Here is a 13125-nt window from a genome sequence, read left to right as displayed (position 1 = left end):
AAGGCTGAGAGATGAGCTTTGTAGGTCTCTCTTGGCTTGAATGAACCTGACAGGTTGTGCCATGAATACTGAATACCGCAAGCCTCTTCCGGGTACCTCTGTAGATTTCTTTGATACCCGCCAAGCGATTGAAGATATCCAGCCAGGTGCTTACGCAAAACTGCCGTACACGTCTCGTGTTTTGGCTGAGCAACTGGTACGTCGTTGTGAGCCATCTGCGCTGACCGACTCTCTAAAACAATTGATCGAAACTAAACGTACACTGGATTTCCCATGGTACCCAGCGCGTGTTGTATGTCATGACATCCTTGGTCAGACTGCACTGGTTGACCTAGCAGGTCTACGTGACGCGATTGCTGACCAAGGTGGTGATCCATCTAAGGTAAATCCAGTTGTACCGACTCAGCTTATCGTTGACCACTCTCTGGCAGTTGAAGCGCCAGGTTTCGATCCAGATGCGTTTGAGAAAAACCGTGCGATTGAAGATCGCCGTAACGATGACCGTTTCCACTTTATCGACTGGTGTAAAACTGCGTTTGATAACGTAGATGTTATCCCAGCAGGTAACGGCATCATGCACCAGATCAACTTGGAGAAGATGTCTCCAGTTATTCAAAACCGTGATGGTGTAGCTTACCCAGATACTTGTGTAGGTACGGACTCCCACACGCCACACGTTGATGCACTTGGTGTAATCGCGATTGGTGTAGGTGGTCTAGAAGCAGAAACCGTTATGCTAGGTTTGCCTTCTATGATGCGTCTACCAGATATTGTCGGTGTGAAGATTGTTGGTGAACGCCAGCCTGGCATCACTGCGACAGACATCGCACTAGCAATGACTGAATTCCTACGTAACGAGAAAGTTGTTTCTGCTTACCTAGAGTTCTTCGGTCCTGGTGCTGCAACCTTATCTATCGGTGACCGTGCGACTTTGTCTAACATGACGCCTGAATACGGTGCGTCTGCGGGTATGTTCTACATCGATGAGCAGACTATCGATTACTTGAAGCTAACAGGCCGTGAACCAGAGCAGGTAGCGCTAGTTGAGCAATATGCGAAACACACAGGTCTATGGGCTGATGATCTAGTTGAAGCTCAATACGAACGTGTACTTGAGTTTGATCTATCTTCTGTTGGTCGTAACATGGCCGGCCCTTCTAACCCACATCGTCGTCTACCAACGACTGCGCTTAATGAGCGTGGTATTGCTGGTGAAGATATGTTGGCTGCAGCAAAAGCTGAAGAAGCAGAAGGCCTAATGCCAGATGGCGCGGTAATCATCGCTGCTATCACATCTTGTACAAACACATCTAACCCGCGCAACGTTGTTGCTGCAGGTCTAGTTGCTAAAAAGGCAAACGAGCTAGGTCTAGTACGTAAGCCTTGGGTTAAAACCTCTTTTGCACCAGGTTCTAAAGTTGCGAAACTTTACTTGGAAGAAGCAGGTCTATTACCAGAACTTGAGAAACTAGGTTTCGGTATCGTGGCATACGCATGTACTACATGTAACGGTATGTCCGGTGCGCTAGACCCTGTTATCGAGAAAGAAGTCGTTGAACGCGATCTTTATGCAACAGCTGTTCTATCGGGTAACCGTAACTTCGATGGGCGTATCCACCCACACGCCAAGCAAGCATTCCTAGCGTCGCCACCGCTAGTAGTTGCTTACGCAATCGCAGGTACAGTTCGTTTCGATATCGAAAATGATGTATTAGCTGTTGTTGATGGCAAAGAGATCACTCTAAAAGATCTATGGCCATCTGATGAAGAGATCGATGAAATCGTAGCTAAGGCAGTTAAGCCAGAACAGTTCAACCAGATCTATATCCCAATGTTCGATCTGGGTGACGTTGAGCGTGCAGAAAGCCCGCTTTACGACTGGCGTAAAATGTCTACTTATATCCGTCGCCCTCCATACTGGGAAGGTGCATTGGCAGGCGAGCGTACTATGAAAGGTATGCGTCCGCTGGCGGTTCTAGGTGACAATATCACAACTGATCACCTGTCCCCATCTAATGCGATTCAAGCGAGTTCTGCCGCAGGTGAATACTGCGCGAAGATGGGTCTTCCAGAAGAAGACTTTAACTCTTACGCAACTCACCGTGGTGACCATTTAACAGCACAGCGTGCAACGTTCGCTAACCCGAAACTGTTGAACGAAATGTGCCGTGACGAAAATGGTGAGATCAAGCAGGGCTCCCTTGCGCGTATCGAGCCAGAAGGCACAGAAAGCCGTATGTGGGAAGCAATTGAAACCTACATGGATCGTAAACAGAACCTGATCATTGTTGCAGGTGCTGACTACGGTCAGGGCTCTTCCCGAGATTGGGCTGCGAAAGGCGTTCGCCTTGCAGGTGTGGAAACAATCGTTGCTGAAGGCTTTGAGCGTATCCACCGTACTAACCTAGTTGGTATGGGCGTACTACCTGTTCAGTTCAAAGAGGGTGATACCCGTAACACATACGGTATTGATGGTACTGAGACTTTCGACATCGTTGGTGATATCTCACCACGTTGCGATCTAACTCTGATCATCAACCGCGCTAACGGCGAGAAGGTAGAAGTACCAGTGACTTGTCGTTTGGATACTGCTGCGGAAGTACATGTGTACAACGCCGGTGGTGTTCTACAGCGTTTCGCTAAAGATTTCCTAGAAAGTGCATAAGCGCCTTTGATTGTCATTCCAGCGAAGGCTGGAATCTACGCTACATAGTAGACCCCTGCCTACGCAGGGGTGACGGAAGCATTAGCTAACAGTTCGATAGGCGTTGTTTGCAAATCCTAGCTCTACAGGCTCACGTAGGGCTGGGGTTTCAAAGTCGAGCAAGCAGCGCCCATCATTTTGCCGGGAACTGAAAGAAGTAAAGCTTTTACTAACAATGACTGGCCAGAGTAGAGACTGCATGTGGCCTTGAATGCAAGGTCATGTCAGTCATTGTTACTAAGCGTTTTATTCGAATTGATAGAGCAGCTTTTGATAGCTGTGTGAATCAAGTAGGAAAAGTTTATGTCACACGTACCACAGATAAAAATCCCAGCGACTTACTATCGCGGTGGAACCAGTAAAGGTGTTTTCTTTCGTCGTCAGGATCTGCCAGAAGTAGCGCAAGAGCCAGGCGAAGCTCGTGACAACATACTAATGCGTGTGATTGGTAGCCCAGACCCTTACGGCCAGCAGATTGATGGCATGGGCGGTGCTACATCCAGTACCAGTAAAACCGTTATTTTAGATAAAAGTTCAGAACCAGATCACGATGTGGATTACCTGTTCGGTCAGGTAGCGATCAACAAGCCTTTCGTAGATTGGTCTGGTAACTGCGGTAACTTGACTGCAGCGGTAGGTGCTTTCGCGATCAGTGGCGGTCTAGTTGACCCTGAGCGTATTCCTGAAAACGGTATCTGCACAGTTCGTATCTGGCAAAAGAATATTAAGAAAACCATTATTGCTCACGTGCCAATCACTAATGGCGAAGTGCAGGAAACCGGTGATTTTGAGTTAGACGGTGTAACTTTCCCCGCGGCTGAAGTTGTGATCGAGTTTATGGACCCTGCTGATGGTGAAGGTTCCATGTTCCCAACGGGTAACTTGGTTGATGATATGGAAGTGCCGGGCATTGGTACCTTTAAAGCAACGTTCATCAATGCAGGTATCCCGACTATCTTCGTGAATGCTGAAGATATTGGCTACAAAGGCACCGAGCTACAGAAAGATATTAATGGTAATGCTGATGAGTTGGCGCGTTTCGAAACTATGCGTGCACACGGTGCTGTGCAGATGGGTTTGATCAGCGATATCTCTGAAGCAGTTGCACGTCAGCATACGCCGAAGATTGCGTTTGTTGCGCCTGCTACTGACTACGAAGCATCAAGCGGTAAGCAGATCTCTGCAAATGATATTGATGTCTGTGTACGTGCATTATCTATGGGTAAATTACACCATGCGATGATGGGCACAGCCTCTGTTGCAATTGCCACTGCTGCAGCTGTACCAGGTACCTTAGTTAACCTTGCTGCCGGTGGTGGTGAGCGTGAAGCGGTAACCTTTGGTCACCCATCTGGAACATTGCGTGTCGGTGCTGCGGCTGAAGAGGTTAACGGCGATTGGACTGCTAAGAAAGCGGTAATGAGTCGAAGTGCCCGTGTAATTATGGAAGGCAATCTACGCATTCCAGGAGACAGTTTCTAGTTCTAGAGTAACCCTGAAGGGCTCACTGGAGAGCTATTTTCCTATCAGAATAGTTTCTTCAGCTCTTCCTTAATGGCCACGCTTTTTAGCGTGGTTTTTTTTTGTCTAGAAAAAGCTGAGCAGTCATTTTCTTATGAGTTAGGCGCTTTTTTGTTAGATAAGAAAAAAGAACACACACCAGAAGAAAAGATGATGATGAGCCCAATACCGCTGATCATATCAGGCCAATCATCAAACAATACAACGCCAAGTGCTGTGGCGATAATGAGTTGAGAATAAACGAACGGAGCAACAATACTGGCTTCTAGGTGTTTGCTGCTTTGCAGGATAATCAGATTTCCAATAGCAGAAGCAAGTGAACTGACTAATACCAGTGTGACCAGATTGGTATCCAATTCTGTAGGAATGGTCGGTATAGCAATAGGCGCAAGGGCTAAACTGCCTGCTAAGAGAGTGGATACCAGAATGAGTCTTGGTCTAAATTGCCCAGCGAGCCATCGATTGCATACCAGCATACAGCCAAAACACGTACCTGCTAGCAGAGCTAAAGGTGTGCCTGCTCCCATATCAAAGCCTGGTTTTACTACCATTAGTACAGCGGCAAAGCCTATAAGCAAAGCAATGGATCGAGCCGGTGTAATGGTCTCTGTAAGAATTAATCCCGCTAGGAAATAAGAAACGATTGGCCCTATAAAGAAGATGCCAAAGACATTAGCGATAGGCTCAGTTTTCAGTGCGGTTAGCATACTGAAGATAGCGCAGGTGAATAAACCTGCGCGGATTAATAAGCGCCAGTTAAAGAGTTGACCGATCTCTTTAATCGTCAATCTAGAGAAGGGCAGAACAAACACAAAGCCTACTACTAGCCTGCTCCACGCTATAAAAAGCGGATCAACACCCTGTATTCCCAGTAGTTTCCCCGCAGAGTCCCCAACAGGGATGAGCGACAAACCCGTTAGCAGGAAAGCAATGAGAAGTGCTTTAGATTTTAACGTCATCCTTAACTCAGTATTAGGCCTTGTAAGTGTAAGGACAGTACCCTAAGCCTGTTGTGATTCACAGCATTAGATCATGAAAAATGATTAAAAATTAATACGATAGAACCAAAAGTGGCTCGGGATATTATCCCGGATTATTGGATAAAGTATGATCTGTCGCAACAAATACAGGTAGAACTTCGTTTTATACTGCAGCAGATATTTTATCTTCTAAGGATTTTTGGATATGAAAAAATCAATTTTAGCTACATTACTGGCATCTTCCGTAGTTCTTCCGTCAGCTGCTTTTGCTGATAGCCTAGAAAGCTGTGTTGCTGCGATCCAGTCTTCTAAAGAGGGTCAGTTGGTTAAACTTGAAGCGCTAACAACTAATGGTAAAGATGTTTACTCCATTGAGTTGATTGATGGTCAGGAGCAAGAGTGGGAATTCACTTGTGACGTAGCTACAGGCAGAATTATCTACGAAGAAGGTGAAGTTGAATCTGCAGCTGATCCAAAATTTCAGAAAATGGCAAAGTTAGACGAAGCTAAGGCTGTTAGCATCGCTCAAGCTGCTTTCCCAGGTGAAGTAGAAGAAGTTGAGTTCGAACTTAAATCTGATGGCCATCCAGTATTTGAAGTAGATATCGAAAGCGAATCAGGTGCTGAAACAAAGGTTGAAGTCAGCGCTGTAGATGGCAAAATCCTAGAATCTTCTACTGAAAAGTGGGAGATAGGTATCGAAGAAGATGAGCGTCGTTAATATCTAACATTTAGATGTGCTTCAACCTGCTGCGATACCCACTTAAAGTAATCAATTCTTCAGCTTCAGTAAGCTTAGAATTTAAAAATGCCACCTTTAGGGTGGCATTTTTATCATCTAATTACATGGACCGTATTACTAAATTACAACTCAAACGCAGAAGGTATCAAATTACATAAAAACTTAAACTCTCGTTTATCTGGAATCTCTCTTACCAGATATTCTTCGGTCATTTCCTTCTTCTGTTGCTCTAGAAATTGATCAAAACTCTTAGCGTTCTCTCGTGTTTCATCAGTCAGCCAGTCAACATTTTCAGGGTTCGCGATGATTGATTTTATCTCTTCGTAGGTGGAGCTGTGCTTTTGTTTGTACTGGTTCAGTTCGGTTGCTAAAACCTCTCCAAGTTTAGAGTCTAAATTCCCACATGCGGTTATGACTATTGGTAGCGTTTCTATATTGAGATAAACCGAAATCATCTCTAAATATCGCTTTGTTTTGACCTCATCGTTTTGGCTTATAATCTCTTCGGCATGGATAACGGTTGAGATCACTGAAAGTAAAAATGTAATTAAGATAGCTAACAGTTTCATAATCAAAATCTTGCTACGTGATGTCGTTAAGGAATGGCTATAGTTTTGTTTGTGCTTGGTAGTACGAGGAAAACTCATCAATGAACAAGCGGACTTTGGCAGAGACGTGCTGCCTACTCGGATAGATGGCTGACATCTCCATCGTCGGGGCCTGCCATTCGGGTAAGAGGTGTTTGATAGCTCCCGATTCGATATGGGACTTAACCGCAAAATCGGGGCACAAGCTGATTCCTTGACCGTTTAATACCAAGGCTCTAACCGCTTGAGCGCTGTTGATATTGAGCCCCGCATTTACCTCGACCGATTGGCATTGCCCATCTTCTTTATGCCTAAATTGCCAAACCTTGCCCGAACGATAATTTGTGTCTGCGATTAACTGATGGTTGTTTAGATCGCTTAATGTTTTGATCTCGGAATGCTGTTTTAAGTAATCAGTGCTAGCACATAGATAGCTATGGATAGTGCCGATTGGTTTTGCGATTAGAGAGGAATCTTGAGGTTTACCAATCCTGATTGCTAAGTCGTAGCCTTCATCGATCAAATCCACATAACGATCATTAAGCTGCAGGTCTATCTGCACTTCGGGGTACTTTTCTTTAAAGATGCTCAATACAGGCGTTAAGTGAATTTCTGCAAACGTACTAGGTGCTGTAATCTTAAGCAGCCCCAGAGGTGTTTGATGCAGTTCTTTTACAGAATGATGGAGGCTATTAAAGCCTTCTAGCAAATTGTTGCAGGGCTCAAGGTAGGCAAAGCCTGTTGTCGTTAGGCTTACCTGTCGCGTAGTTCGGTTTAATAATCTAACCCCGAGTTCAGTTTCTAATTGCGCAATGTAATTGCTTACCTGCACTTTCGATATACCTAGTTTTCGTGCTGCAGCTGAAAAGCCTTTCTCTTTGACCACTACAGTGAATACCTGCATACAGGTAATACGATCCATGAGGCTCATCTCGATTGTTAATGAAAGTGAAACAATCTATCAATAATATAATGTGTAGTAAATACATTATATTGTAAGCATACTTCTAACCTAACAGTTCAGCTCTTTCGATTTGTTGTACTTATGAGGGCACGACCGCTAATGGAATAGCAAAAATTAAAACAGCAAAGTTAGGACGGGCTGAAATCTGATGAAATTTAGGGTGGGTAACTTCTCATCTTTGCTTATCTATTTTAACGAGAATAAACATGTCCAAAGAGATTCTGATCTATCCGATAAGATTGAGAGATGCTGAGCGCATAGTCCGCATTACCATGGCCATTATCTTGATAACGGCTGGCACAAGTAAGTTTTTTAGCGACGGTGGCTTTGTAAATTACTACTCGGGGTTATTTCAGGGGGACCTGCGCATTCAACTGCCAGCAATCCTGATCGATATGTATCTAAGCTGTATTCAGTATATCGAAGTGGGCTTAGGTTTAGCCTTGTTGGTGCCTAGACTCAAAGCTTACACCATGTACGGTTGGTTTGGATTTATGCTGAGCTTGCTGGTAGGGCATTATATTTTGCAAGAATGGTCCGCTGTAAACCAGATGCTGGATTATATCTTCTTAGGAGTGTTGTGCTTTGTATTACCAATGCATGGTGAGTCATCTGCTAAAGAATAAATGAAGCTAGTGCTACTCCGTTGAGATTTTAGAGTACGTATCGGATTCGATTAAATAAAAATGCCACCTAATCAGGTGGCATTTTCAGTCTAGGTTACCTAAGTTTTAGAAGATATAAGTTTCGTTACTACGAGTTCTGTTGTTGGGGATTTGATGATGACTGCAGAAATGAATCGCATATTTCGTGGATGTGTACTTATGTTTTGTTGTTTCTGCTCAGGAGGGGCTTTACATGCTCACGGTTTAACCGGCAAAACGATAAGTATATGTGACGACGGATCTGAGTGGCCTCCATTTACATACTTCGAGCGTTTAAATGGGAACAAGTCGGAGAAGATAATTGGATACTCAGTTGATGTAATAAAAGAAATTTTTGATAAGCACAGTATTAAATTTACGATCAAATTACCTCCTTGGAAGCGGTGTCTAGTTGAAGTAGATAAAGGTAATCAGTTCCAGATGCTCTTGAGCGCAGGGCTAAGTTCTGAACGGGCTAAAAAGTACTTATTGAGTCGACCATATTACACAACAACTAGGTATTACTTCTGGTCAAAGAAGGTTCATCCGAATGGTCTGGAAGTTGATACAAGTTCAGAGAAACAAGCTTTTTTGGACCTAACTGAAAAATACAAAATGGGTCTAATACACGGTTATGGGACCGGCGCATTAGAAAAAGCTGGCGTAGATTTAAGTAAAACCGACAGTGGATCAAAAACTCAAGATGCGTTGGTGCGTAAACTTCATGCTGGCAGAATCGACAATTTTTATTCAGGTTTTGAAGTCCTTTCAGGTTTGACCCTTATTGGAGCAACCAATGCAATGAATGACCCTGATTTAGGCTATGCACCTCTAGGCAGTAATAAGAGGAAATATCAGATGATGTTTACCAAGAACAACCCAATCGGCATGAAATTGAAGCTATTGATTGATAAAGAGTTGGCTCTAATGGAAGCATCGGGTCGATTGGATGAGCTATTGGACCCTTATATGAATAGTTTGAAAAGATAAGAGTGGATACATAGGCCTTGGGGTCTGGCTAATTTAGCTTAGCAATCTGATCGATCAGTCTTTATAGACAAGCAATTCGCCTTTCCCGACAGGGACTAAAGAGGTGCTCAAATTTGTTTGCTCTTCTATCCAAGCATTAAACCCTTCCAACTCCTCTTTATGAGAAACCGCATTGTCGCAAACGAGTAATCCGCCTTCTCTTAAAAGACTGAAAAGCTGTTTTACTATTGAAAGGTATTGGCTTCTATCGGCATCGAGAAAAATAAAGTCGATGTTCGGAGGAAGCTTAGATAGTAAATCTACAACGTCGCCATCAAGTTGGGTAATCTTTGAATCTAGTTCGGCCTTACGGAAATTTTCAGAGGCTTCAGCGATCTTGAGGCTGTTATTTTCAATAGTAATTACATGACCACCATCAGGCAGGGAAGAGGCTAACCATAGTGTGGAATAGCCATTAGAAGTGCCGATCTCAAGTACGGTTTTGGCGTCAGTTGCTTTGATTAAAACAGCTAAGAATTCACCCGTATCCCGTGTGATATTAAGATACTTTTTAGACCGCTCTAATTGGACTTCATCATTTTCGAGCCCTAGCTGTTCAAGGTCATTTAAAAGCTGTTCAAGGTTCATTGTAGGCATCCATACTTAGCTGATGTTATTAGTAGCGATCGAAATATTCCTTACGAATTTTATGGGCTTCAATATCTTCCTTTAGAGAAGAGTATCTATCCTTTTTACCAAAAATCCCAAAGAAAAATATGGTTGCTGCTAAAAATAGTAATAAGCATGCACCTAAGAGTTTCTGTAAAAAATCATCACTATTTGGTAAATCAAACAAAACCGTAATTGCAAAAAAAGCGATTAAAGCAGAACACAGAAAGCTTACAGTTCTCCTGAAGTACAACCATAATTTTGCAGAAAGACGCTGTTCGGTAGTTGGTCTGCGTCCGTATGGTTTTAAATGAGCGATTAGGATAAGGAAAGCGCTACATATAATTAAAAACAAGATAAAGAAATACATAAAGTTAACCAAGCTACTAATGACATCCTTTGTGGATGCTGTGCCAGCGTCAATCAGTTATTCACATCTGAGACGTCCTTGAAAATCTTATGGAACATTGTGCTTATCACAAGCCAAACACCACAGAAATTAAGAAACGTAGCTGTTACCCCTATGAATACCAACATTGAAATGTTGGCATCGGCCAATAAGAAATACATTACTGCGAATTCAAATAAGGAGAGGGGAGGGACTGTAAGCAGACAAAATCTTATCTTTTCTTCTGTAGATAACTCCCTATTAATTTTTTTAAATACACCTTTTGTTAGGAGCCGCGTTACAAAACTGACGATGAGAATATTCCCAAACAATGAGAGAACGGGACCTGAGGAAACGCCGAGTACTGATTTAGCGATAGCAACACTTACCAGAATGATCGCTACGGTAGGAATAAACAAAAGTGCGGGTAAAGCAAATGAAGGTTTTCTGTATGATTGGGTGGCTTCCATGCGATTTGTCCTAATTTTGGAATGCAGCAGTTTAGTAAAATGCCTCAACGTTTTTCGAACATTATGAGTTCATCATGACTAATTTGGTCTAAAATGATGCGTTTTAGCAGGTCTGCAGTTACCTCATCACTAAATTTTTTATCGGCTTCATAGATATAAGCCTCTTTGGCGCCAGAGTTTATAGCTAAGGACTTAAATTCTCTCCTTTCTAAGTAGGTCAAATTTCCTTCTAGTTTTTCCATGGGCTGGATAATTACGATTGGAGAAAAAATAACAGAGCTTTTTGTTTTATTGAAAACAAGCTTTAAAAGCTCCTGAGCAGCTATTACATCAGCTAGCAGCATTCTAGGGTGAGAAAACGGATTATATGAAATAGTGTCTTTGTCTAAGGTCACTAAAGCTTCATTGCCATAAGCAGTAATCTCTTTACCACCTTTCGCTTTAGTTTTTATGGCTATGTTGGGTGCTTGATCGAAAACAGAGTTGCTCAAAAGGTTGGTTACTTTCAGCCTATTTTCCCATATCTGTACGTGTAAAATTCCTCTTAGATTTGCCATCGCATTTATCAACATTTGTAATAGTCCTTTATCATTATGTTTTACCCCTTAAGTTCTCAGCCAAGCTGCGGCAAGAATATCGTTGCCTTCTAAGGTTGCTGGGATCGCTTTTTCCTGCACAGGGGTAGGCTTTTCATAACCCAGATCTGTGAGGGCGCGTAGTAAAAATTCGGAAAGACCGAGGGCAGAGAATGACATAAAGGGTAGATTGCTCAGAGCTAGATACGTTGGCTGCGTATTGTACGTGATTATCTAACCCATTACGTCCTGAAAATTGGGATTAACATGGCGGCTTAAATTTAGCTCGCGCCTGAAGCGCTTTTTCGCGAAAGGCACAGCCTATTGCGTGGTCATTAACCAATCCCATGGCCTGCATAAAAGCATAAGCAGTCGTTGGACCTACAAATTTCCAGCCACGTTTTTTAAGAGCTTTGGATAGCTCTACCGATTCAGGAGTGGTGGCTACAACCAGAGGTTCTTCAGGATGTTTCTTAGGCTCAAAGCTCCAGAAAAATGCGGCCAGAGAGCCAGCTTCAACGACCAGTTCCTGAGCCCGTTTAGCATTGTTGATCACCGACTCAATTTTACCCCTGTGCCTGACAATACCTTCATTCTGAAGCAGTCTTAATACATCTTCTTCAGTAAACTCAGCGACTTTGTTGTAGTCAAAGTTGAGGAAGGCTTTTCGGAAATTTTCACGCTTGGTCAGGATGGTTCGCCAACTCAAACCAGACTGGAAACTCTCTAAGCAGATTTTCTCGAACAGCCGAATATCATCGTCAACCGGATATCCCCATTCATTATCGTGGTAAGCCGTATATTCAGTTGTCGCAGAACACCAACTGCAGCGTTCAATACCGTCACTTCCTTTTGTTGTACTGATCATGCCCTGCTCCTAATTCCTTGGTTCGTTTAGAAAGTTAAGTCGTGCATCTACCTTTTTAGGTTCTATCTCAAGGATCTCTGCCGAAACAACGTTGTGCTCTACAAAAGGGTCCTTCTGAACCCTGGCTTCAAGTTCTTCTATGGATTCTCCATTTACCATAACCGTGCCACCTAAGCCCGGTTGTAAGCTTCCAGCTATCAGGAAAACCCCATCATCAAAACCCTGCTTAATCCAGAGATTGTGATCTTGCATATATTCGCTAGCCTGAGCTTTGTTATCGGAAAACTTCAAAAGCACCATAAACATCAGTTTGCCTCCTTGGCCTGTTCATTCAGAGCTGTTTCGTTGCTTAGCCATTGGGTAATTTGGGAGACTTCGTTTTGAATAAAGGTTTCATCTTCAAACGCTTGGGCAAGAGTTGCCACGCCCTGACTAAACGACAGAACATGCATGGCGAGTGAATCAGCACCTTTCTTTCGACCCAGTTGCGTGAACTGTTCAGCCAGCCAGTTGCGGAATAGGGTAAAGATGGCGTTAGCCTCGGGCTGAGCACGGTGATTCAGTTTGGATAACTCGGTTGTTAACGTACCTACCGGGCAGCCAAAAAGCTTAATTTTCGATTGATTGCGTATCAGAATTTTAACGAAGCAAAGGATACGTTCCTCGGCTGTTTTTCCTTCAACTTCCCAGCTATCCAGCATCTCTTGTGTACGTTGACTGCGAAGCTGAATTACCGCATCTAGGATGTCGTTCTTGGTCTTAAAGTGATAATAGAAATTACCTTTAGAAATTCCCACAGCCTGGGCTATCTGCGTGAACGAAGTGTGCTCAAACCCCTGTTCGTAGAACATCTGGTCTGCAGCTTCGACAATTTTTGATCGGGTTTGCTTATCACTCATAGAGACATTAGATATCTATTAGGTTGATCGTCCTAATAATTTAGGGTGCTTGTCCTAAAGAGTCAAATGTTCTTTAAGGCGTGCGTGGGTAAAGGGGAGGAGCTTGCTTTTTGGGGCTAGTAAAGAGGGGTAAGAGAGCAAGGCT

General features: G+C 43.4%; 16 protein-coding genes. 5 read left to right on the top strand and 11 right to left on the bottom strand.

What is annotated here, in order from left to right:
* Positions 1 to 61 precede the first annotated feature (61 nt).
* Together acnD and prpF are read left to right on the top strand one after the other, a co-directional pair.
* Complete coding sequence (gene acnD / locus ACMXYN_RS10405) at positions 62 to 2665, top strand: Fe/S-dependent 2-methylisocitrate dehydratase AcnD (RefSeq protein WP_415891761.1); 2604 nt, start codon at positions 62 to 64, stop codon at positions 2663 to 2665.
* Between the two features lie 342 nt (positions 2666 to 3007).
* Entirely contained in the window at positions 3008 to 4186 is a 1179-nt protein-coding gene (gene prpF, locus ACMXYN_RS10400) for a 2-methylaconitate cis-trans isomerase PrpF (protein WP_415881523.1), read from the top strand.
* 131 nt (positions 4187 to 4317) lie between these two features.
* Here the strand turns inward: prpF and ACMXYN_RS10395 are convergent, their stop codons facing one another.
* A complete protein-coding gene (locus ACMXYN_RS10395; protein ID WP_415891760.1) occupies positions 4318 to 5184 on the bottom strand; it encodes a DMT family transporter in 867 nt (288 codons plus the stop codon).
* Between the two features lie 226 nt (positions 5185 to 5410).
* On the opposite strand from ACMXYN_RS10395, the gene ACMXYN_RS10390 reads away from it, so the two are divergent.
* A complete protein-coding gene (locus ACMXYN_RS10390) occupies positions 5411 to 5926 on the top strand; it encodes a PepSY domain-containing protein (RefSeq protein ID WP_415891759.1) in 516 nt (171 codons plus the stop codon).
* A 143-nt stretch (positions 5927 to 6069) separates the two neighbouring features.
* On the opposite strand, the gene ACMXYN_RS10385 is transcribed toward ACMXYN_RS10390, so the two are convergent.
* Both ACMXYN_RS10385 and ACMXYN_RS10380 read right to left on the bottom strand, forming a co-directional pair.
* The gene (locus tag ACMXYN_RS10385; RefSeq protein WP_415891758.1) at positions 6070 to 6516 is read right to left on the bottom strand and encodes a hypothetical protein; all 447 of its coding nucleotides are present in this window, start codon (positions 6514 to 6516) and stop codon (positions 6070 to 6072) included.
* 37 nt (positions 6517 to 6553) lie between these two features.
* Positions 6554 to 7456, bottom strand: coding sequence for a LysR substrate-binding domain-containing protein (locus tag ACMXYN_RS10380; RefSeq protein WP_415891757.1), 903 nt, complete (start codon positions 7454 to 7456; stop codon positions 6554 to 6556).
* A 248-nt stretch (positions 7457 to 7704) separates the two neighbouring features.
* Here ACMXYN_RS10380 and ACMXYN_RS10375 point away from each other — a divergent pair, with 248 nt between their 5' ends.
* Both ACMXYN_RS10375 and ACMXYN_RS10370 read left to right on the top strand, forming a co-directional pair.
* On the top strand, positions 7705 to 8124 hold the full coding sequence (locus tag ACMXYN_RS10375) for a hypothetical protein (RefSeq protein ID WP_415891756.1): 420 nt from the start codon (positions 7705 to 7707) through the stop codon (positions 8122 to 8124).
* 153 nt (positions 8125 to 8277) lie between these two features.
* Complete coding sequence (locus tag ACMXYN_RS10370; protein ID WP_415891755.1) at positions 8278 to 9132, top strand: substrate-binding periplasmic protein; 855 nt, start codon at positions 8278 to 8280, stop codon at positions 9130 to 9132.
* Positions 9133 to 9186: 54 nt separating this feature from the next.
* On the opposite strand, the gene ACMXYN_RS10365 is transcribed toward ACMXYN_RS10370, so the two are convergent.
* From ACMXYN_RS10365 to ACMXYN_RS10330, 8 genes are all read right to left on the bottom strand, one after another.
* A complete protein-coding gene (locus tag ACMXYN_RS10365) occupies positions 9187 to 9759 on the bottom strand; it encodes an O-methyltransferase (protein WP_415891754.1) in 573 nt (190 codons plus the stop codon).
* A gap of 28 nt (positions 9760 to 9787) precedes the next feature.
* Positions 9788 to 10150, bottom strand: a complete 363-nt coding sequence (locus tag ACMXYN_RS10360; protein WP_415891753.1) for a hypothetical protein — start codon at positions 10148 to 10150, stop codon at positions 9788 to 9790.
* Positions 10151 to 10203: 53 nt separating this feature from the next.
* Entirely contained in the window at positions 10204 to 10638 is a 435-nt protein-coding gene (locus tag ACMXYN_RS10355) for a hypothetical protein (protein WP_415891752.1), read from the bottom strand.
* A 44-nt stretch (positions 10639 to 10682) separates the two neighbouring features.
* Positions 10683 to 11210, bottom strand: a complete 528-nt coding sequence (locus tag ACMXYN_RS10350) for a hypothetical protein (protein ID WP_415891751.1) — start codon at positions 11208 to 11210, stop codon at positions 10683 to 10685.
* 33 nt (positions 11211 to 11243) lie between these two features.
* Positions 11244 to 11393 (bottom strand): hypothetical protein, encoded by a 150-nt coding sequence (locus ACMXYN_RS10345; protein WP_415891750.1) that lies wholly within the window; start codon positions 11391 to 11393, stop codon positions 11244 to 11246.
* A gap of 82 nt (positions 11394 to 11475) precedes the next feature.
* Positions 11476 to 12081 carry a DNA-3-methyladenine glycosylase I gene (locus tag ACMXYN_RS10340; RefSeq protein ID WP_415891749.1) on the bottom strand — a complete coding sequence of 202 codons (606 nt, stop codon included), beginning with the start codon at positions 12079 to 12081 and terminating at the stop codon, positions 11476 to 11478.
* Between the two features lie 9 nt (positions 12082 to 12090).
* Positions 12091 to 12387 carry a YciI family protein gene (locus tag ACMXYN_RS10335; RefSeq protein ID WP_415891748.1) on the bottom strand — a complete coding sequence of 99 codons (297 nt, stop codon included), beginning with the start codon at positions 12385 to 12387 and terminating at the stop codon, positions 12091 to 12093.
* The gene (locus ACMXYN_RS10330) at positions 12387 to 12980 is read right to left on the bottom strand and encodes a TetR/AcrR family transcriptional regulator (RefSeq protein ID WP_415891747.1); all 594 of its coding nucleotides are present in this window, start codon (positions 12978 to 12980) and stop codon (positions 12387 to 12389) included. Before ACMXYN_RS10330 ends, ACMXYN_RS10335 begins: the two co-directional genes overlap by 1 nt.
* Between the last annotated feature and the right edge of the window lie 145 nt (positions 12981 to 13125).

Origin of the sequence: Neptuniibacter sp. PT8_73 (genome assembly GCF_047778045.1) — a bacterium.
Lineage (GTDB): Bacteria > Pseudomonadota > Gammaproteobacteria > Pseudomonadales > Balneatricaceae > Neptuniibacter.
This window is presented reverse-complemented; position numbering and strand designations above follow the sequence as displayed.

Coding starts and splice junctions, on each gene's coding strand:
- acnD (WP_415891761.1), top strand. CDS start 62: ATGAATACTGAATACCGCAAGCCTCTTCCGGGTACCTCTGTAGATTTC.
- prpF (WP_415881523.1), top strand. CDS start 3,008: ATGTCACACGTACCACAGATAAAAATCCCAGCGACTTACTATCGCGGT.
- ACMXYN_RS10395 (WP_415891760.1), bottom strand. CDS start 5,184: ATGACGTTAAAATCTAAAGCACTTCTCATTGCTTTCCTGCTAACGGGT.
- ACMXYN_RS10390 (WP_415891759.1), top strand. CDS start 5,411: ATGAAAAAATCAATTTTAGCTACATTACTGGCATCTTCCGTAGTTCTT.
- ACMXYN_RS10385 (WP_415891758.1), bottom strand. CDS start 6,516: ATGAAACTGTTAGCTATCTTAATTACATTTTTACTTTCAGTGATCTCA.
- ACMXYN_RS10380 (WP_415891757.1), bottom strand. CDS start 7,456: ATGGATCGTATTACCTGTATGCAGGTATTCACTGTAGTGGTCAAAGAG.
- ACMXYN_RS10375 (WP_415891756.1), top strand. CDS start 7,705: ATGTCCAAAGAGATTCTGATCTATCCGATAAGATTGAGAGATGCTGAG.
- ACMXYN_RS10370 (WP_415891755.1), top strand. CDS start 8,278: ATGATGACTGCAGAAATGAATCGCATATTTCGTGGATGTGTACTTATG.
- ACMXYN_RS10365 (WP_415891754.1), bottom strand. CDS start 9,759: ATGAACCTTGAACAGCTTTTAAATGACCTTGAACAGCTAGGGCTCGAA.
- ACMXYN_RS10360 (WP_415891753.1), bottom strand. CDS start 10,150: ATGTATTTCTTTATCTTGTTTTTAATTATATGTAGCGCTTTCCTTATC.
- ACMXYN_RS10355 (WP_415891752.1), bottom strand. CDS start 10,638: ATGGAAGCCACCCAATCATACAGAAAACCTTCATTTGCTTTACCCGCA.
- ACMXYN_RS10350 (WP_415891751.1), bottom strand. CDS start 11,210: ATGTTGATAAATGCGATGGCAAATCTAAGAGGAATTTTACACGTACAG.
- ACMXYN_RS10345 (WP_415891750.1), bottom strand. CDS start 11,393: ATGTCATTCTCTGCCCTCGGTCTTTCCGAATTTTTACTACGCGCCCTC.
- ACMXYN_RS10340 (WP_415891749.1), bottom strand. CDS start 12,081: ATGATCAGTACAACAAAAGGAAGTGACGGTATTGAACGCTGCAGTTGG.
- ACMXYN_RS10335 (WP_415891748.1), bottom strand. CDS start 12,387: ATGTTTATGGTGCTTTTGAAGTTTTCCGATAACAAAGCTCAGGCTAGC.
- ACMXYN_RS10330 (WP_415891747.1), bottom strand. CDS start 12,980: ATGAGTGATAAGCAAACCCGATCAAAAATTGTCGAAGCTGCAGACCAG.